Origin of the sequence: Pseudomonas sp. LTR0, assembly GCF_036630035.1 — a bacterium.
Lineage (GTDB): Bacteria > Pseudomonadota > Gammaproteobacteria > Pseudomonadales > Pseudomonadaceae > Aquipseudomonas > Aquipseudomonas putida_Y.
Window position 1 is genome coordinate 100,289 of the sequence record NZ_CP123734.1, and the last position, 19,712, is coordinate 120,000.

18 protein-coding genes (1 of these 18 cut by a window edge) are annotated in these 19,712 nt (G+C 60.6%); 3 read left to right on the top strand and 15 right to left on the bottom strand.

The genetic code is table 11. From position 1 onward, the window contains the following. Window positions 1-107 precede the first annotated feature (107 nt). From QCL51_RS00495 to QCL51_RS00515, 5 genes are all read right to left on the bottom strand, one after another. Window positions 108-1,133 carry a DUF5924 family protein gene (locus QCL51_RS00495; protein ID WP_021784616.1) on the bottom strand — a complete coding sequence of 342 codons (1,026 nt, stop codon included), beginning with the start codon at window positions 1,131-1,133 and terminating at the stop codon, window positions 108-110. A gap of 93 nt (window positions 1,134-1,226) precedes the next feature. Then, window positions 1,227-2,633, bottom strand: coding sequence for a pitrilysin family protein (locus QCL51_RS00500; RefSeq protein WP_028697684.1), 1,407 nt, complete (start codon window positions 2,631-2,633; stop codon window positions 1,227-1,229). Between the two features lie 30 nt (window positions 2,634-2,663). Further along, a complete protein-coding gene (locus QCL51_RS00505; RefSeq protein WP_103443598.1) occupies window positions 2,664-4,322 on the bottom strand; it encodes a Na/Pi cotransporter family protein in 1,659 nt (552 codons plus the stop codon). A gap of 268 nt (window positions 4,323-4,590) precedes the next feature. Beyond that, window positions 4,591-5,361, bottom strand: coding sequence for a TerC family protein (locus QCL51_RS00510; RefSeq protein ID WP_003252940.1), 771 nt, complete (start codon window positions 5,359-5,361; stop codon window positions 4,591-4,593). Window positions 5,362-5,430: 69 nt separating this feature from the next. Beyond that, window positions 5,431-6,738, bottom strand: coding sequence for a CitMHS family transporter (locus QCL51_RS00515; protein ID WP_021784619.1), 1,308 nt, complete (start codon window positions 6,736-6,738; stop codon window positions 5,431-5,433). A gap of 270 nt (window positions 6,739-7,008) precedes the next feature. On the opposite strand from QCL51_RS00515, the gene QCL51_RS00520 reads away from it, so the two are divergent. Beyond that, window positions 7,009-7,410, top strand: coding sequence for a GFA family protein (locus tag QCL51_RS00520; RefSeq protein ID WP_021784620.1), 402 nt, complete (start codon window positions 7,009-7,011; stop codon window positions 7,408-7,410). Between the two features lie 38 nt (window positions 7,411-7,448). Here the strand turns inward: QCL51_RS00520 and QCL51_RS00525 are convergent, their stop codons facing one another. The 10 genes from QCL51_RS00525 to QCL51_RS00570 form a co-directional block, all read right to left on the bottom strand. After that, a complete protein-coding gene (locus QCL51_RS00525; protein WP_103469508.1) occupies window positions 7,449-9,404 on the bottom strand; it encodes a DUF4105 domain-containing protein in 1,956 nt (651 codons plus the stop codon). Further along, a complete protein-coding gene (locus tag QCL51_RS00530) occupies window positions 9,401-9,721 on the bottom strand; it encodes a DUF2388 domain-containing protein (protein ID WP_103443596.1) in 321 nt (106 codons plus the stop codon). The genes QCL51_RS00525 and QCL51_RS00530 overlap by 4 nt, the downstream gene beginning before the upstream one ends. A gap of 36 nt (window positions 9,722-9,757) precedes the next feature. After that, window positions 9,758-10,051: a DUF2388 domain-containing protein gene (locus QCL51_RS00535; RefSeq protein WP_021784623.1), complete on the bottom strand. Its 294-nt coding sequence runs from the start codon at window positions 10,049-10,051 to the stop codon at window positions 9,758-9,760. An 89-nt stretch (window positions 10,052-10,140) separates the two neighbouring features. Then, window positions 10,141-10,458, bottom strand: a complete 318-nt coding sequence (locus tag QCL51_RS00540) for a DUF2388 domain-containing protein (RefSeq protein ID WP_103443595.1) — start codon at window positions 10,456-10,458, stop codon at window positions 10,141-10,143. A gap of 312 nt (window positions 10,459-10,770) precedes the next feature. Then, window positions 10,771-10,986, bottom strand: coding sequence for a DUF1127 domain-containing protein (locus QCL51_RS00545; RefSeq protein ID WP_021784625.1), 216 nt, complete (start codon window positions 10,984-10,986; stop codon window positions 10,771-10,773). 436 nt (window positions 10,987-11,422) lie between these two features. Then, window positions 11,423-12,916, bottom strand: coding sequence for an acetyl-CoA hydrolase/transferase family protein (locus tag QCL51_RS00550; RefSeq protein ID WP_021784626.1), 1,494 nt, complete (start codon window positions 12,914-12,916; stop codon window positions 11,423-11,425). 186 nt (window positions 12,917-13,102) lie between these two features. Further along, window positions 13,103-14,539, bottom strand: a complete 1,437-nt coding sequence (locus QCL51_RS00555) for an NAD(P)(+) transhydrogenase (Re/Si-specific) subunit beta (protein ID WP_021784627.1) — start codon at window positions 14,537-14,539, stop codon at window positions 13,103-13,105. Window positions 14,540-14,541: 2 nt separating this feature from the next. After that, window positions 14,542-14,856, bottom strand: coding sequence for an NAD(P) transhydrogenase subunit alpha (locus tag QCL51_RS00560; RefSeq protein WP_003252914.1), 315 nt, complete (start codon window positions 14,854-14,856; stop codon window positions 14,542-14,544). Window positions 14,857-14,867: 11 nt separating this feature from the next. Beyond that, the gene (locus tag QCL51_RS00565) at window positions 14,868-15,989 is read right to left on the bottom strand and encodes a Re/Si-specific NAD(P)(+) transhydrogenase subunit alpha (protein ID WP_021784628.1); all 1,122 of its coding nucleotides are present in this window, start codon (window positions 15,987-15,989) and stop codon (window positions 14,868-14,870) included. Window positions 15,990-16,408: 419 nt separating this feature from the next. Beyond that, window positions 16,409-17,317, bottom strand: a complete 909-nt coding sequence (locus tag QCL51_RS00570) for a LysR substrate-binding domain-containing protein (protein ID WP_021784629.1) — start codon at window positions 17,315-17,317, stop codon at window positions 16,409-16,411. Between the two features lie 160 nt (window positions 17,318-17,477). On the opposite strand from QCL51_RS00570, the gene QCL51_RS00575 reads away from it, so the two are divergent. Together QCL51_RS00575 and QCL51_RS00580 are read left to right on the top strand one after the other, a co-directional pair. Beyond that, entirely contained in the window at window positions 17,478-18,659 is a 1,182-nt protein-coding gene (locus QCL51_RS00575; protein ID WP_021784630.1) for an acyl-CoA dehydrogenase, read from the top strand. Between the two features lie 13 nt (window positions 18,660-18,672). Beyond that, a protein-coding gene (locus QCL51_RS00580; RefSeq protein WP_338444514.1) for a CaiB/BaiF CoA-transferase family protein crosses the window boundary here: on the top strand, window positions 18,673-19,712 show its 5' portion. It continues 181 nt past the right edge of the window; 1,040 of the gene's 1,221 nt are visible here — the first part of the coding sequence; it begins with the start codon at window positions 18,673-18,675; its stop codon lies beyond the right edge, outside the window.

The window sequence follows — 19,712 nt, forward strand, 5'->3', positions numbered from 1 at the left end:
TTAGGGCCTGATCATAGCGCAGGGGGCATGGGGTGTTTGGTGATTATGTGCTGTATGTACGCTTGGCAACAGTGACCTGGGCCTGCTTGTGCTGCGCAAGGCAGGGGTCAACTAGCAGCTGGTGCATCATTGACCACCTTGAAGCGCAGCACGCCGATCACTTGCCCATCCTCGGTCAGCACCCTCACCTGCCACTTGCCTACCGGGTTGGGCGGGAAGTTCTGCTTGTGGGTCCAGGCCCGATAGCCTTCCTTACGTCCGCCGTGGATGTCCAGGGCAATGCGGTCGACCTCCTGGCCGTCCTTCTGCCACACATGGTAGATCCGCTCGTTCAGGCCGCGTGGAGCGTTGATGGCGGTGTAGGCATACAGGCCACTGCTGCGGATGCGGCTGGCGGCAATTTCGTCCAGCGAATCGCCCGGTTGGCGGTTCAGTACCTCAGTACTCACTGCCACCTCGGTCATCCACAGGGTTGCCGGCGGTACCCAGGAGCGCAGCAGCCAGCCCCCGGCACCGACCGACAGGGTAACCAGCACCAGTGCCACCGCGCGGCGCCAATTGTTGACCGGGAAGCTGCTGGCCAGGCTGGGGAAAGACAGGGCCATGGCCGCGATCAGGGCCAGCTTGAAGCTTTGTGCGGTGGTCAGGTGCAGGATGATCGGGAGAGCGGTCAGCAGAGCGGCGAACAACGTCAGGGTATGCAGCGCCAGGAACAGCCAGCGCCGCGGTGCCAGCCACTTGTAGTACAGCGGGTCGATGATCGAGACCAGGCCGGCGGCGCCGAGCAGGCCTGTGAAGACAAGCTGTCCGCTGTTCCAGGTGGTGGTGATGAAAAAGAACGGCAGCACGAAGAACAGCGTTTCCTGGTGGATCATCTGCGTTGCGTAACGCAACAGCGGCTGAGGGATCTCGCGGTTGAACGTGCGCGCGAACAGCCCGGTGAGGGTGTTCTCCAGCATCAGCCAGACCCAGCTGACCAGCATGAGCACGGCGACCCAGCTGGCCAGGCCAGCCTGGCGGTCGACCAGGATGAAACTGCCGATGCCGGAGAGGAAACCGCCGAGCGCGATGATGCCGGGGTAGCGCTTGAGGAGTTCGATGATGCGCTGAACGATTTGGGGGATTTGGGGCATTGGGGGCTACAACAGAAAAGTGAGGTGGCTGTGCCAGCCTCTTCGCGGGCAAGCCCGCGAAGGGTCCGGTACTGGCAAAAGGATACCGCCGAATCACCGCTGCCGTGTAGCACCACTGGGCCGCTCAGGCCTTTGCCGCCGCCAGCGCAACAGCCCCGCCGCCAGGACCAGCCCTACAAGCAAGGCCATCAGCCCGTAAAGCTCGTCATAGCCTAGCAACGGCTTTTCGATGCGCACATAGCCATCTTCCTTGAGTAGATCCTTCAGCGCCTCGTTGGCCTGTTCCAGGCTGACCTGGCGCAGCTTGCGCACCGGGTTGGCAAAGCGCCCGTCGGTGTAGTCGTTCAGCGCCCCCCAGTAGTAGTCGGCCAAGGCACTGTTGCCTTGGGTGCTCCAGCTTTCCTTGCCGATGCTGGCTTCCTTGATGCGGGCGAAGGTGTCTGGGTCCAGGCCTTCTTTGCGCAGGTGGTCGAACAGGCCCTGCATCACCTTGATTGCCTTGTCGATGTCATCGCGCTCAAGGTCCGCATTGAGGCTGAGCAGGCCGGTGTCGCCAAAGCTCTCACGTTGTACGGAGGGGCCGTAGGATAGCCCGTTGCGCAGGCGCAGCTGGTCGTACAGCGCCCAGTCCAGGTAGCGCGACAGCAGGTCGAGGGTGGCTTGGTGGTCGTTGTCCAGCACCGGTTCGATGAACAGCCAGTGCAGTTTGACGCCATCGCCCAGCCAGCCGCGGGTCAGGTTGCGACGCTGCTCGGCCTGTCGGGTGATGCTTTCTAGGTTGCGGCGCTCTTCGGGTTCAGTAGTGGGCAGCTCGCCAAAGGACCGCTCCAGATAGGCCGGAAGCAGGCGGTCGAGGCCGCCGACCATGATCAGGGTCATGTTGTTGGCCGCGTACCAGCGGTCACGCAAAGCCTGGACTTGCGCCAAGGTCATGTCGTCGAGGTTGGAACGCTCCGGGCATTTCAGACCCAGCTCGGTGGCCAGTTGACTGCTGGCGGGATGGCCGATGTCCTGGCGGTCGAGCCAGCGCTGCAGGTGGCCATAGTGGCCGCCATCCTCGCGCTCTATGATGCGCTTGGCGGTGGCCAAGGCCTTGGCGTCGATGCGGGTATCGCGGATTACTGCCAACAGCAGGTCCAGGACCTTGCGCTGGTTGCGCGCCGGGGCCTCGATGACAAAGGTGGTGTCGGCACTGCTGGTATAAGCGTTCCACTCGCCGCCAAGCGCTTGCAAGCGCTCTTCCAGCCCACCTTCGCCTGTTTCGTCGATACCACTGAACAACAGGTGCTCAAGCAGGTGTGGCAGCTCTTTCTGCTCGCAGTCGAAATCATCCAGGCCCACGCCGACCACCAGACGAATCGCCACATGGTCACGTTCGTAACCGTTTTTCAGGATGACCTGCAGACCATTAGGCAACAGGTAGCCTTCAACCCGCGAGCGGTCGAGGGCGAACGAGGACAGGCTGCAGATCAGCAGGCAAACGAACATCAGGCAACGCATGGGCGAGCGAGGGTCCTCAGCAAGGAGAAATCAGGGCTGGCGGGCTTCATCGGGCACACTGTCGAGCATCAGCCCTCCGGTGTCCGAGCCGCCTAGTACCACATAGGCACTACTACAGAACAAAGAGTTCAACCGCTTCATGTCGGCGATCAGCTCCAAGTGTAGCGAACTGGTTTCGATACTTTGCACGATCTTGCGCTGCAGGCGGCTGACATGGGCGTGGGCGAGGCGCCGTTCCTGGGCACGGAACCGACGTTTTTCCCGCAGCAGCAAGCGGGCGCTTTCCGGGTCGGCACTGAGGAACACCGACAGGCCCAGGCGCAGGTTGGCCAGCAATTGCTCCTGCAGGCCGGACAGCTCTTCCAGGCCTACTTGGGAGAATTCCCGGCGCTGGCTGGTTTTTTGCTGCTGGACCTTGCGCAACATGCGTTCGATCAGGTCACAGGCGAGTTTGAGGTTAATTGCCAGTTCGATGATTTCGGCCCAGCGGCGGTTGTCCTGTTCGCTGAGGTCTTCCCGTGACATCTGCGCCAGGTACAGCTTGATTGCGCTGTACAGGGCTTCGGCGTCCTCGCCCAAGGCGCGAACTTGCTGTGGCAAGGCGGCCTGGGTGCCACGCAGGGCTCCGAGCATGGCTTCGAGCAGGCTATCGACGATGTCCCCCAGGCGCAAAGTCTCGCGCGCGGCGTTGGCCAAGGCCAGGCTGGGCGTTTCCAGGGCCGAGGCGTCAAGGTGGCGCGGACGCATCTGGCCATTGCCGGTTTCCCGTTCCGGCAGGAGGACGTTGCACAGTCGCCCCATCGGTTTGACCGTCGGCAGCATGATCAGACAGCGCAGCGTGTTGTAGAGCAGGTGAAAGCCGATGACCAGCTCCTGAGGGCTGAAACTCAACGAGTCCATCCATTCCACCAGCGGGTGCAGCACAGGGATGATCAGCACCAAGCCGATCAGCTTGTACAGCAGGCTGCCCAAGGCTACCCGACGCCCGGCGCCGTTCTGCATGCTGGTACTGATGAAAGCCAGCAGCCCGCTGCCGATATTGGCGCCGACCACCAGCCCGATGGCTACCGGCAAGCTGATCAGTTCGGCGCCGGCCAGTGTTGCTGTGAGCAGAACGGCTGCCAGGCTGGAATAGGAAATCATGGCGAACATTGCCCCGACCAGAGCGTCGAGCATGATGTCGCCGGTCAGTGAGGCAAACAGCACTTTCACGCCTTGAGCATGGGTGATCGGTGCAGCTGCCTGCACGATAAGTTCAAGTGCCAGGATGATCAGGCCAAGCCCGATGCCTACCCGGCCCAGTTGGCCGGCCCGTGTCTGCTTGCGCGAAAGGAAGAAAATCACGCCAAGGAAGATCAGCAGCGGCGACAGCCAGGACAGGTCGAAGGTCAGCACCCGGGCCATCAGCGCGGTACCCACGTCGGCACCCAGCATGATCGCCAAGGCCGGGGTCATGGCCATCAGGCCTTGGCCGACGAAGGAGGTGACCAGCATGGCCGTGGCGTTACTGCTTTGAACCATGGCAGTGACCAGAATACCGGCGATGAATGCCAGCGGGCGCTTGTCCATGTTCTGGCTGATGATGCGCCGCAAGTTCGAGCCGAATACGCGAAGGATGCCGGTACGCACAATGTGGGTACCCCAGACCAGAAGCGTCACGGCCGAGAGCAGGTTGAGCAGGGTCAGCATGGCGAAGGCCCCCTGTTGCAAAGGCCCATTGGGCCAAGAAAAGAAACGTGAGCGTTTGAATAATTTTCAGTGCTCACTCAAAGCTTTAGTTGTTTTGCCCAGGTGTCGCCAGCTTCGCATGGCAGTCATTTATTTGAAACAGATCTGAAATGAATGATTGCTTGTACGGGTAGCTTCGCGGGCAAGCCCCCACTGTGACCCCACACAAAAAAACGGGCATGAAAAAGGGCCCTGCGAAGGGCCCTTGTTGTGCTGCACTTCCTTGGCCTTATTGACCCGGAATGTCCTTGCGCAGTTTCACCGGTTCATGATCTTTGCCCTCCTTGCGGGCCATGGCGGTGCGCATGCGTATGTTGATGGCTTCCACCCCCAGCGAGAAGGCCATGGCGAAGTAGACATAGCCCTTCGGCACATGCACATCGAACGCTTCAGCGATCAACACCGTACCGACCACGATCAGGAACGACAGCGCGAGCATCTTCAGCGACGGGTGCTTGTCGATGAAATTGCTGATGGCGCCGGCGCACAGCATCATCACCAGCACGGCCACGACGATGGCGGCGATCATCACCGGTACGTGGGAAACCATGCCCACAGCGGTGATCACCGAGTCCAGCGAGAACACGATGTCGATGATGGCGATCTGGATGATGGTGTAGAAGAACTTGCCACCTGCGCCTTTGGGCTCCTCTGCGTTCTCGTCCTCGCCTTCCAGGCCGTGGTAGATCTCTTGCGAGCTCTTCCACAGCAGGAACAGGCCTCCGAAGAACAGGATCAGGTCACGCCCGGAGATGCCTTGGCCAAAGACCACGAACAGGTCGGCGGTAAGGCGCATCACCCAGGTAATCGACAGCAGCAGCATGATACGGGTGACCATGGCCAGGGCCAGGCCGAAGATCCGGGTGCGTGGCTGCATGTGCTTGGGCATGCGGCTGACCAGAATCGAGATCATGATGATGTTGTCGATACCGAGGACGATCTCAAGCGCGGTAAGGGTGAAAAAGGCAACCCAGATTTCCGGGCTGGTCAGCCATTCCATGTATTTTCCTTCGAGCGGTAATGGCAACGCGCCCCGGTCAGGGCGCGTCGCGTATGTGATACAGATGTATTAAAGACTACTGAACAGCGGGAAAATCCCCATCAGCAGTGCGCCGAGCATTATGCACAGGCATACCAGCACTGCCCACTTGAGCGTGAAGCGCTGATGATCGCCGAACTCGATACCGGCCAGGGCCACCAGCAGGTAGGTGGAGGGTACCAGCGGGCTGAGCAGGTGTACCGGCTGCCCGACGATCGACGCACGGGCCATTTCTACCGGGGTAATGCCGTAGTGGCTTGCGGCTTCGGCCAGCACCGGCAGCACGCCGTAGTAGAACGCGTCGTTGGACATGAAGAAGGTGAACGGCATGCTCACGATCGCGGTGATTACAGCCAGGTATGGGCCTAGCGCTTCAGGGATGACCGACAGCAGGCTCTTGGACATGGCGTCGACCATGCCGGTACCGGACAGGATGCCGGTGAAGATGCCGGCGGCGAAGATCAGCCCGGTTACGGCCAGCACGCTGCCGGCGTGGGCAGCAATGCGGTCCTTCTGTTGTTGCAGGCATGGGTAGTTGACGATCATGGCGATACTGAAGGCAATCATGAACAGCACTGGCAGCGGCAGTACACCGGCGATCAGTGCGGCCATCAGGGCGGCGGTCAGGGCACCGTTGAAGTACAGCAGTTTGGGCCGACGTGCGTCCGGGTACTGCGAGACGGTGATTTCGCTGTGGTCGATGTCGTCGGTAGGCAGATGCAGTTCGCCCAGGCGGGCACGTTCACGTTTGCCATACATGTAGGCAATGGCCAGGATCGCCAGCACACCGAACAGCATGGCCGGGATCATCGGCACGAAGATGTCTGACGGGTCTACGTGCAGGGCGCTGGCAGCACGGGCGGTCGGGCCACCCCAGGGGGTCATGTTCATCACGCCGCCGGCGAGGATGATCAGGCCGGCCATGATCCGCGGGCTCATGCCCAGGCGGCTGTACATCGGCAGCATGGCGGCGCAGCAGATCATGTAGGTGGTAGCACCGTCACCGTCGAGCGAGACCACCAGGGCCAGTACAGCGGTGCCCACCGAGACTTTCAGCGGATCGCCCTTGACCAGCTTGAGGATCTTGCGCACGGCCGGGTCGAACAGGCCGGAATCGATCATCAGGGCGAAATAGAGGATGGCGAACATCAGCATCACGCCGGTAGGTGCGAGCTTGCTGATGCCCTCTAGCATCATGGGGCCGATCTTGGCGGAAAAACCACCGAACAGGGCGAACAGGATCGGTACCAGAATCAGCGCGATCAAGGCCGACAGGCGCTTGCTCATGATCAGGTACATGAAAGTGATGACCATGGCAAAGCCGAGGAAGGTCAGCATGGCAATACTCCAGGCGTGGCGCGGCGAAAGGACAGTCGATTCGGGCGTATCAGCGCGCAGGGCGCTGTGCAGAGAGCATGCGGAGGGGGGCTACGAAAAGGCGGTCGCAGGAATACATCAGAATCACCATTGTTGTTGTTGTTGATTGGGCCGGGCGCGGTATTGACCGGGTGCCCTGGCTGACCGGTCTTGTGCCGGTAGTGGGCGCTATCCTAAGAGGGCAAGCTTTCAGCCAGCTTTCGCTGAAGCAAAGGTGACGAGAGGTAGGTGATGCAGGATGTAACCGAAGGTGGCTGCCATTGTGGAGCCCTGCGTTATCGACTGGAGGGCAACCTGACGGACATTGCCCACTGTCATTGTTCGATCTGCAGGCGGGTCAGCGGTGGACTGGTGGTCACCTGGCTTACCCTGCCCCGTTCCGGGTTCCAGTGGTTAACGGGCGAGCCGAACTGCTATGTGGCGCCTGCCAGTTGCAGCCGCTACTTCTGTGGGCAGTGTGGGGCGCATGTGGCGCTGGTGACCACGCATAGCCCGCAGACGATCGATGTGACGGTGGCGACGCTGGATCACCCTGAGCGGGTACGAGCCAACCGACATATCTGGGTAGGCAGCCGGTTGCCTTGGTTGCATCTGGATGAGGATTTGCCCTCGGAAGATGAGGAGAGCCTGTAGGCGCGGGCTTGCCCGCGAAAGGGGCAGCCCTGCATGCATCACAGCTGCAGGCCACCAGCAGCTTTGTGCAACGCCCGCAAGTGCTCGCCGATCTGCTTCACGTTGGCCTCGACCGCTGCAATTTCCCTGGCTCGCGTCGGCTCCAGAAGCGCCCTCACCTCTTTGTCCAGGCTGGTGCTCAAACGCAACAGCTGTGCCTGCCGCTCGCTGCTCACCTGCTCCAGGTGCTTGCGCTCTTCCGGCTGCGGCAGCCCGTAGCCTTTGGAGTCGAGCAACTCTGCCGGGCGGCTTAGAAAACCGCTGTTGGCAAGCATTTGCTTGAGCGTGGCATCGGCTTTGTTGATGCTGCCATCTTTCAATGCTGCGGCATTCAGGTAGCGCTGCTTGACCTCGTCCTGGGCCAGCAGAAGCTGCCGGCGCAGGCTGGCCTGCTCAAGCAGAAGCAGTGCCGCGCTGGTGCGCAGGTCGGCCTTGGCGAACCAGCTGCGACGCTGCTCCGCATCGAGGGCCAGCCAGTCCTCAACCAAAGCTTGCTTGATCGGCAGCTGTTTTCTCAGCACCTCGAACATCGCCTGGTAGCGGTCGCGGTAAGAATCGAAGCGGTAGCCCAGGCGTAACGCTTCGCGCGGGTTATCAAGCACGCTGGTGTCTGCCAGCCCCCTGCCCTTGAGCACGGCCAGCAAACCGTTGGGCATGATGCTGTCCAGGTCGTTAAGGCGCGGATTGGCGGTGCCGCTGCGCAGCAGCTTCAACGACTCCACTGCACAGTTGTTTGACAGGAACCAGTAGTTGCCGTCGTAGCTCCAGTGCATCTCGGCGGCCTGGCGCACCAGGTTTTCGATTTCGTCGCGGTTGAGTTTCAAGGGCACCGAGGCCAGGCTGCGCAGCTCGGTCTTGGTGTATTCGTCGATCACCTGGCCCAGCGGCAGCACGAATAGCCGCGACGGGTAGTTGCCGACCAGGCCGTCCCAGCTGGACAGTTGCACGTCGTTGACGAAGGCGCGGTACGACAGCACCAGGCTTTGATCGAGGTCCAGGCGGCAATCTGGTCCGCGTGGGCGGCCTGGCTTGCAGATCACTAGGCGCAGCATGCTGTGCCCCCAGCGGCTGACCAGGTTCTGATTGGCTTCAGCCAGCAGGTAGTCCACTTCGTAGACCCGCTCCGGGTCGATTTCACCTAGTGGCTGGCGGGCGAAGTCGCTGCCGGCATTGATGAATGGTAAGCCTTTGGCACAGGTGCTCTGTTGCGGTGCCCAGCCGAAGTGTTCGTGAAGGTATTGGTACAGCGCCGGGCGACGGCAGCTGTAGCTCGGGTCGAGGAGGAAATACTCCATGTTGACCGCGATGTATTCCTTGGGACTGCTCAACTCATAGCTGTCGGGGCTGCGCACGAATTGACCATTGTGCTGCTCGCGCTCGCCACGTCGGCCCACATACTGCTGCCATCCGGCCAGGTCGAGCAGCCGTGGGTCGTCGCTTAGGGTGAAGCGGCGCTCGGCCTGGCCGCGGCATTCTTCCGGCAGGCCGACCTTGCCCAGCGTGCCTTGCTGGCGTTTGCAGCGTGCAATCAGTGTTTTTTCGGCGCTGGGCCACAGGCGGGCACGGTCGTAGAGATGGGTGAGCTCGTGTAGCACGGTGGCCAGCAGCTCTTCACGCACCGTGCCATGTGGGCGACTGGTGCGCTCGTTGGCTGCGCTGCCATCGGTTAGGCTGGGCAGCAAGCGACGGTTGAGCTCGAGGGTGGATATCAGTGATGCCTGCCCGTAAGTGTCGGCAGGCATGTTGTCGCTCCAGCTGACCCGTACGCGGCGGTCCAGCTGTTGCTTGAAGCGCGGTGGCAGCTTGCCCATGGCCTCGTCGAGCAGGGCTTGGGAGGCTTGTGCTTGTCGCGGGTCGAGGCCGGACGACTGCAGCTCAAGCTGCAGGTCGGCCAAGGCGGGCGTGCCGAGCAGCGTCAGGGCGCAGCCGAGCAGCCAGGCACGCACGCGCTTCACAGGGCGAGTATGGCTTCAGCCAGTACCTGGTCGCTGGCGCTGCGCGCTTCCGGTACGCGCTCGCGCAGGGTATTGAAGGCGGCCTCGAGTTGGACGCCGCGGATGTCACCATCACTGGCGACGAAGCTTGCAGCGTCGTCGTGGGCTTCGCGCACCACTTTGGAGTCGCGGATCGATGTGGTGGTGTCCGAGGTGAAGTCGATCGAACGGCCAAAGGCACGCACGATGATGTTGCTGGTGGCCACCAGGGTCTGTGCCTGGGCCAGGTCGGCCAGCAGCAGCATGCCGAGGGAAGCGGCAATCAGCGGTTTGCGCATGGAGCATCTCCGAAAAATACAGGGAGTCAGGTGTGGTTATTGGACGAGAATTGCCTGCGCCAGTTCCAGATCGCCGACGGCGTGCCGTGCGCAATTGTGGCGTAATGATTCCAAGGCAGCTTCCAGGCGTGCCCCACGGATCCGCCCGTCGCTGGCAACGAATGCGGCGGCATCGTCGCGGGCCTGTGTGACCAGTTTGCGATCGAACGGTGCGGTTGTGACCTGGCTGGTGACATAGCCGGTGATGACCAGGCTTTGTGTGGTGGTATCCATGGCATGGGCGCTGGCCATGCCTGTGGCGGCGAACAGCAACGGCAACAGATAACGCATGAGCTTTCTTGAAGGCTGGAAAAATGAACGGCGAAGCCTACCTCAGGTGCGAGGGCCGAAGCCAACGCACCTGTTTTGCATGGCGTGTATCAGAGCGCCAGGATGGCCTGGGCCAACTGTGTATCGCTAGCTTGCAGGTCGGGCATGCTCGAGCGGATGTGAACAAAAGCGCTTTCAAGTCGGGCGCCGCGGATAGAGCCCTGAGTGCCGACGAAGCTGGCTGCGTCATCGCGGGCGGCCTGGACGATCTTGTCGTCGCGGAACGAAGAGCTCAGGTCGGAAGTGGCGTCGGTGGAGGCGGCAACGGCACGTACTACCGTATCGGTGGTGACAACGAAGCTGGTGGCGTTGGCAGTGCCGGCCAGGCCAAGCAACAGCGCGGCGCCAAGCAAGTGTTTGCGGGACATGGTCGTGGACTCCTGGGTAGGTCAGGTTGGTTCTGCTGTATCGGACGTTTGCAGGGCTCGTTACGTTACGTTTTCAATAATTGGTTCTAGCAGACGGTTAGGCCAAGCGTACCACGCGGTGCTGCATGGAGATGATGACGGATGCTGAGCCGGAGAACTGTTCAGGCCAATATAAAGTTTTGTAAAACTGTACTGGTCGAATCATAAGTACTCTACAACGGTGCGTCTTTCGGGCATTAAAAAACCCGCTGCAGTCACCTGCAACGGGTTTGAGGAATTCACGGTGCCGGCCAAAGCCGGCAAGCCGGGAGCTTAGCGCCAGAAAGGCTTGCTCAGCTCTTCGTAACGCTGCGACTCGCTGATACCGGCGTCTGCAAGCAGGCGGGAGTCCAGGCGAGCCAGTTGACGACGGCTGGTCATGCGACGCTGCCACAGCAGCAGGGTCGACAATGCACGCAGTGGCATCGAGGCGTTGGATTGTTGGGCGTTGCTTTCAAAAACCAGACCGGAACTGAGGGTACGTTCCATGATGCTTCATCCTTCCGCTTATGGCGGGATTAGGTAGTGATTTAACTGATGCCAATGATCCTCCTCTGTCGTCCATAACAGTAGATACAGTTCGGTTGAAAGACGATGGCTCAGTTAACTGTGTAACCCTACTGTTGCACTCGAAATAGGCGTAACTGTACTGGTCCGCACTTCTTTGGTGCATTCTTGTTCGAGAAATGGGATTTGTCAGTCGAGAAGGTCTAAAAACACCAGTACAGTAGTACAGAATGTGTTGTTGATAGCGGAAAGGGTGTATTGATAGAAGGGTTTGACTGTTATGGTCCATACGAGAGCTTGCCCGCTCCCACAGGGAAAGTGCTGCCCTTGAGGGTTGCACATCACCTGTGGGAGCGGGCAAGCCCGCGAAGAGGCCGGAACAGCGGAGGCAGGGCCGCCGTTCCGTACCACATCTGGATCAGCTTGCCAGCATGCGCCCGGTTTCTTCCAGGTTTTCGTGCCAGCTCAGGGCCTCACGCAGGATGTGCGGGGTATGCCCGCCACGCTGGCAGGCGCGGTCGAAATAGTCGTTCAGCGCAGCGCGGTAGTCTGGATGCACGCAGTTGTCGATGATCGCCCGCGCCCGTTCGCGCGGCGCCAGGCCACGCAGGTCCGCCAGGCCCTGCTCGGTGACCAGGATATCCACGTCGTGCTCGGTATGGTCGACATGGCTGACCATTGGCACCACGCTGGAAATCGCCCCGCCTTTGGCAATCGACTTGGTGACGAAGACCGCCAGGTGAGCGTTTCGGGCGAAGTCGCCGGAGCCACCGATGCCGTTCATCATCCTGGTGCCGCAGACGTGGGTGGAGTTGACGTTGCCGTAGATATCGAACTCCAGTGCGGTGTTGATACCGATGATGCCCAGGCGACGTACCACTTCCGGGTGGTTGGAGATTTCCTGCGGGCGTAGCACCAGCTTGTCCTTGTAGCGTTCCAGGTTGCCGAACACATCGGCATTGCGGCGCGTCGACAGGGTGATCGAGCTGCCCGAGGCGAAACTCAGCTTGCCGGCGTCGATCAGGTCGAAGGTGGAGTCCTGCAGCACTTCAGAGTACATGGTCAGGTTTTCGAACGGCGACTCGATCAGGCCGCACATCACCGCATTGGCAATGCTGCCAATGCCGGCTTGCAGCGGGCCGAGCTTGTTGGTCATGCGGCCGGCATCCACTTCCTTCTTGAGGAAGTTGATCAGGTGGTCGGCGATGCCCTGGGTTTCATCATCTGGCGGCAGCACAGTGGACGGCGAGTCTGGCTGGTCGCTGATGACGATACCGACGATTTTGGCCGGGTCGATCGGGATGGCGGTGCTGCCGATTCGGTCGTCGACCTTGACCAGCGGGATTGGTGTGCGGGTCGGGCGGTAGGTTGGGATATAGATGTCGTGCAGGCCTTCGAGGTTGGTGTTGTGCGAGAGGTTGATCTCCACAATCACCTGCTTGGCGAAGATCGCGAAGCTGGCCGAATTGCCCACCGAAGTGGTTGGCACGATGTGGCCTTGCTCGGTGATGGCCACGGCTTCGATGACCGCGATGTCCGGCAGCTTCAGCTGCTGGTTGCGCAGTTGCTCGACGGTTTCCGACAGGTGCTGGTCGATGAACATCACCTGGCCGTCATTAATGGCCTTGCGCAGGGTGCTGTCGACCTGGAATGGCATGCGGCGGGCCAGTACACCGGCCTCGGTCAGTTGTTTGTCCAGGTCATTGCCCAGGCTGGCGCCGGTCATCAGGCTGATTTTCAGAGGCGATTGCTTGGCACGTTCGGCCAGTGCATGCGGTACGGCCTTGGCCTCGCCGGCGCGGGTGAAGCCGCTCATGCCGACAGTCATGCCGTCCTCGATCAGACCAGCGGCATCAGCCGCACTCATTACCTTGCTGTGCAGGGAGGACAAGCGGATACGATCACGGTACATGGATTGTTATCTCGGGCTACTGAAACTACTGCAGCGCAGTCTAGAGATTTCGCCCATTGCCGTCCCACGACCATGGTCGTATGAGAAGCCTTGTATTTGAGCCGTTGATCCGGATCAACAAAAGAAAAGCCCCGGCAGATTCTGTCCGGGGCTTCCTTTATATCAGCTGGTTTGTAGCGGCTGTTGTCACTCCACCGCTTTGACCATGTCCTCGATGACCTTCTTGGCGTCACCGAACACCATCATGGTCTTGTCCAGATAGAACAGCTCGTTGTCCAGGCCGGCATAGCCGCTGGCCATCGAGCGTTTGTTGACGATGATGGTCTTGGCCTTGAACGCTTCGAGGATCGGCATACCGGCGATTGGCGACTTGGGATCGTTCTTCGCCGCCGGGTTGACCACGTCGTTGGCGCCCAGCACCAGCACCACGTCGGCCTGGCCGAACTCGGCGTTGATGTCTTCCATCTCGAATACTTGATCGTACGGCACTTCAGCCTCGGCCAGCAGTACGTTCATGTGCCCGGGCATACGGCCCGCCACCGGGTGAATCGCATACTTCACGGTCACGCCGTTGTGGGTCAGCTTCTCGGTCAGCTCTTTCAGCGCGTGCTGGGCACGGGCCACCGCCAGGCCGTAGCCTGGAACGATGATCACGCTGTCGGCATTGCTGAGCAGGAAGGTGGCGTCGTCAGCCGAGCCGGACTTCACCGGCCGCTGCTCTTGCGAACCTTGCGCCGCGCCACTGTCGGTATCGCCACCAAAACCGCCAAGGATGACGTTGAAGAACGAACGGTTCATCGCCTTGCACATGATGTACGAGAGGATGGCACCGGACGAACCTACCAGGGAACCGGCGATGATCAGCATCGAGTTGTTCAGCGAGAAGCCGATACCGGCCGCTGCCCAGCCCGAGTAGCTGTTGAGCATCGACACCACCACTGGCATGTCGGCGCCGCCGATCGGAATAATGATCAGCACACCCATGATGAAGGCCAGGACCAGCATCAGAGTAAAGGCACTGTAGTGGCCAGTGAAAGTGAACAGAAGGCCGAGGGCGATGGTGGTCAGGCCAAGGATCAGGTTGAGTTTATGCTGGCCAGCGAACTGTACCGGTGCGCCTTGGAAGAGGCGGAACTTGTACTTGCCCGACAATTTGCCAAAGGCGATCACCGAACCGGAGAAGGTAATGGCACCGATGGCGGCGCCGAGGAACAGTTCCAGGCGGTTACCGGTAGGGATCGGGTCGCTGATGGCAGCCACAATGCCCATCGACTGCGGCTCCAGTACCGCGGCAATGGCGATGAATACCGCGGCCAGGCCGATCATGCTGTGCATGAAGGCGACCAGTTCGGGCATCTTGGTCATCTCGACGCGCTTGGCCATGATCGAACCGGCGGTGCCGCCGACCAGCAGGCCGACGATGACATAGCCGATACCGGCAGTGGCAAGTTCAGCCCCGAGTTTGTAGATGAGGCCAACCGTAGTGAGGATGGCGAGCCCCATGCCGATCATGCCGAACAGATTGCCGCGCCGCGAGGTGGTCGGGTGCGACAGGCCTTTGAGCGCCTGGATGAAGCACACCGAGGCGACGAGGTAGAGGAGCGTTACCAGATTCATGCTCATGCTTACTTCTTCGCCTCGTTCTTGGTTTTCTTCTTGAACATCTCAAGCATGCGGCGGGTGACCAGGAAGCCACCGAACACGTTGACTGCGGCAAGGGCCACGGCCAGGGTGCCCATCAGCTTGCCGGCCGGGGTCACGGTCAGGGCCGCGGCCAGCATGGCGCCGACGATGACGATTGCCGAGATGGCATTGGTGACCGCCATCAGCGGGGTGTGCAACGCCGGGGTGACGTTCCACACCACGTGGTAGCCCACATAGATGGCCAGCACGAAAATGATCAGGTTATAGATGCCGTGGGAAATCAGCATGTCTTCCATTGTCGTGCTCCTTAGCCGTTCTTGCGGACGACCTGACCATCACGGCACATCAGGCAGGCCGCGACGATGTCGTCTTCGAGGTTGATGATCAGCGCGCCGTCCTTGTCGAACAGCAGCTTCATGAAGTCCAGCAGGTTGCGTGCATACAGTGCCGAGGCATCGGCACCCACCTGGGCCGGCAGGTTGGTAGGGCCGACGATGGTCACGCCGTTCTCCTGCACCACTTGGTCTGCGACGGTCAGCGGGCAGTTGCCGCCTTGCGCGGCAGCCAGGTCGATGACCACCGAGCCAGGCTTCATCTGCGCCACGGTTTCGGCGCTTAGCAGGGTCGGCGCCTTGCGCCCAGGGATCAGCGCGGTGGTGATGACGATATCGGACTGCTTGGCGCGCTCGTGCACGGCCTGGGCCTGGCGCTGCATCCAACTGGCCGGCATTGGTCGGGCATAGCCGCCAACGCCTTCGGCGCACTCTCGCTCCTCGTCGGTCTCGTAGGGTACGTCGATGAATTTTGCGCCCAGTGATTCGATCTGCTCTTTCACGGCCGGGCGAACGTCGGATGCTTCGATTACTGCACCCAGGCGCTTGGCTGTGGCGATGGCCTGCAAGCCGGCAACGCCGGCACCCAGGACCAGCACGCGTGCCGCCTTAACGGTACCGGCAGCGGTCATCAGCATTGGCATGAAGCGTGGGTAGTGATGGGCTGCCAGCAACACGGCCTTGTAACCGGCGATGTTGGCCTGTGATGACAGCACGTCCAGGCTCTGCGCCCGCGAGGTGCGCGGCGCGGCTTCCAGGGCGAAGGCGGTAATACCGCGTTCGGCCATCTTGCCGATCAGTTCACCGTTGAAGGGGTTGAGCATGCCCACCAGAAGGCTGCCGCTGTTGATCAGCGCCAGTTCCTGGTCGTTGGGGGCGACCACCTTGAGTACCAATTGGGCGCCGTAGGCATCGGCAGCGCTCCCAATGGAAGCACCCACGGCTTCATAGGCACTGTCCGGAATGGCGGCGTTGAGCCCTGCCCCCCGTTGAACGGTGACCTGATGGCCCTGGCCAATCAGTTTCTTGATGGTTTCGGGGGTCGCAGCGACCCTTGTCTCACCGGTCTGCGTCTCGAGAGGAACACCAATGTGCACGACTATTTCTCCTGCGGTGACCTTTTGTCTTTGTAGAAGCCAGCACACTTCGGATGGTGCGCTGGGGCGGCAGTGGAGCGCCAACCCGCCGGATCCCGGGCGGGGCGAAGCATTTTGCAGACGAACCCAGAGGCCTTCAACCGGTTCTGGAGCGAAACGAAGTCAAAACTACAAGTCACCCTGTGACCGCTTGTCGCAGTAATAGGGCTGCAGCCCGTCAAACATGGGCCATTGGCAGATTAGGAGAAAAAATCAAAAAAAAAGCGGCCAATTCGCTTACGACTAGTTGGATGTCGCAAAATAGCCCGCGAAGCCGCGTAGTTAGCACGGTTAGAGGGTATTTTTGTGCTTGCGTTACAGTTTGCAAATATGCGACATATACATATATCTGTAGGTGTTTAAAATAATTGACTACAGGGTCAGCTTGTCCCTGTTCTGTTTATGTATGCCTGAGCCTGGCTTACCAGCCAGTCGCGAAAGGCGCGTAGCGACGCCGACTCCACCTTGCGCTCTGGAATCATCAGATAGTAGGCCTTGTCGCTACTCAGGGCATGCCTGTTAGCGACCACCAGCCTACCCTCCTCCAACTCCCGCTGGATCAGGAACGGTGGTATCAGGGCAATGCCCATGTCGTGCATGGCCGCCTGGGCGAGCATCGAGAATAGTTCATAGCGCGGGCCTGTCATGTCGCGCTCCACATGCATGCCCACACTGCCGAACCATTGTCGCCAGGCATACGGGCGTGTGCTCTGCTGCAGCAATGGTAGCTGCGCGATGTGGCGTGCCTCGAGCATGCCTTGGTCGTTCAGCAGCGTCGGGCTGCACACAGGTACCGGGTTTTCACCCATCAGTTGGTGCGATTGGGTGCCTGACCAGTCTGCATCACCAAAATAGATGGCGGCATCGAAGGCCGTGTCGGCAAACAGGAATGGCCGGGTGCGGTTGGTAAGGTTGACCGTGACCTCCGGATGGCGCTGCTGGAAGTCCTTGAGTCGTGGTAGCAGCCATTGAGTGCCAAACGTCGGTACTACCGCCAGCTCGATCACATTGGCGCCTTGCTGGCGCATCACCGACAAGGTATCGCGCTCAACAGCGTCCAGTTGGGCCGCCACCTGGCGACTGTAGGACAGGCCGGCTTCGGTCAGCCTCACGCCGCGGCGCGAGCGACGGAACAGTTCCACATTAAGGAAGGCTTCCAGGCCACCGATCTGCCGACAGACGGCACCCTGGGTTAGCGCGAGTTCCTGGGCAGCCTTGGTAAAGCTCTCGTTGCGGGCTGCCGCCTCGAAGCAAATCAGGGCGGTGGTACTGGGGATCTTGCGGCGCATGTACGTCAACCTCACTTGTAAGGCTGTCAATAAGGCGTTTTGCCGATTTACGGAGTGACAAAATATCACTAATCGGTGCGCAATCCTCGTTTGTCCCGGCAGCCGATCAGGCCTAGGCTCAAAGGCACAAGAAACTGCCCCCTATTTCGAGGATTCGCTCATGGCCGGTAAAGCAAGCTTCAACTGGATCGACCCGCTGCTGCTGGATCAGCAGCTCTCTGAAGAAGAGCGCATGGTGCGTGACAGCGCTTATCAGTTCGCCCAGGACAAGCTGGCGCCGCGTGTGCTCGAGGCCTTCCGCCATGAGCGGACCGACCCGGCGATCTTTCGCGAGATGGGTGAAGTCGGCCTGTTGGGTGCAACCATCCCCGAGCAATACGGTGGCAGCGGCCTGAACTATGTGTGCTACGGCCTTATTGCTCGCGAAGTGGAACGTATCGACTCGGGCTACCGCTCGATGATGAGTGTGCAGTCGTCGCTGGTGATGGTGCCGATCAACGAGTTTGGCACCGAAGCTCAAAAGCAGAAGTACCTCCCCAAGCTGGCCAGTGGCGAGTGGATCGGTTGCTTCGGTTTGACCGAGCCTAACCATGGCTCCGATCCTGGCTCGATGATTACCCGGGCGAGAAAGGTCGACGGTGGCTACCGGCTGACCGGCAGCAAGATGTGGATCACCAACAGTCCCATCGCCGATGTGTTCGTGGTGTGGGCCAAGGATGATGCGGGCGATATCCGTGGCTTCGTACTGGAAAAAGGCTGGCAAGGCCTCAGTGCCCCGGCAATTCATGGCAAGGTTGGCCTGCGCGCGTCGATCACTGGTGAAATCGTCATGGACAATGTGTTCGTGCCAGAAGAGAACATCTTCCCGGACGTGCGTGGCCTCAAGGGACCGTTCACCTGCCTGAATTCGGCTCGCTATGGTATTTCGTGGGGTGCGCTGGGGGCCGCTGAAGCCTGCTGGCACACCGCCCGCCAATACACCCTGGATCGTCAGCAGTTTGGTCGTCCATTGGCCGCCAACCAGTTGATACAGAAGAAGCTGGCCGACATGCAGACCGAAATCACCCTGGCGCTGCAGGGGTGCTTGCGTCTGGGGCGCATGAAGGATGAAGGGACGGCTGCGGTGGAAATCACCTCCATCATGAAGCGCAATTCCTGCGGCAAGGCGCTGGATATCGCCCGTATGGCGCGTGACATGCTGGGCGGCAACGGCATCTCCGACGAATTTGGTGTGGCTCGTCACCTGGTTAACCTGGAGGTGGTCAACACCTATGAAGGTACCCATGACGTGCACGCACTTATCCTGGGGCGTGCGCAGACCGGTATCCAAGCGTTCTATTAATAAGGAGCAAACCATGGGCGCGCTATCACATCTGCGGGTGCTAGACCTTTCGCGCGTGTTGGCCGGCCCGTGGTCTGGCCAGATTCTGGCTGACCTTGGTGCCGACGTGATCAAGGTCGAGCGCCCAGGCAGTGGCGACGATACCCGCTCATGGGGGCCGCCATTCCTCAAGGATGTTGAAGGTGAGGACACCAGCGAGGCGGCCTATTACCTGTCGGCCAACCGCAACAAGCGCTCAGTGACCATCGACTTTACCCGGCCGGAGGGGCAGCGCCTGGTGCGTGAGCTTGCGGCGAAGTGCGATATCGTCATAGAGAACTTCAAAGTGGGTGGGCTGGCTGCCTATGGTCTGGACTACCAGAGCCTCAAGGCGGTAAACCCGCAGCTTATCTATTGCTCCATTACCGGCTTCGGTCAGACTGGGCCATATGCCAAGCGCGCTGGCTATGACTTCATGATCCAGGGGTTGGGTGGGCTGATGAGCCTGACCGGTCGTCCGGAGGGCGAGGAAGGCGCGGGGCCGGTCAAGGTGGGTGTGGCGCTTACCGACATTCTGACCGGGTTGTATTCCACGGTCGCCATGCTGGCTGCCCTCGCCTACCGGGACCAGGCCGGGGTCGGCCAGCATATCGACATGGCATTGCTCGATGTGCAGGTGGCCTGTCTGGCGAACCAGGCGATGAACTACCTGACCACGGGCAGCCCTCCTCGTCGGCTGGGTAATGCGCATCCTAATATAGTCCCTTACCAGGACTTTCCGACGGCAGATGGCGATTTCATTCTTACCGTGGGCAATGACAGCCAGTTCCGCAAGTTCGCCGAAGTGGCCGGACAGCCGCAATGGGCGGAAGACCCTCGGTTCGTTACCAATAAGCTGCGGGTGGCCAACCGGGGCGAACTGATTCCATTGATTCGGCAGGCTACGGTGTTCAAAACCACGGCTGAGTGGGTGGCCCATTTGGAGGCGGCAGGGGTGCCATGTGGACCTATCAATAACCTGGCGCAAATGTTCCAGGACCCCCAGGTGCTTGCACGCGGGTTGGCGGTGAGTAT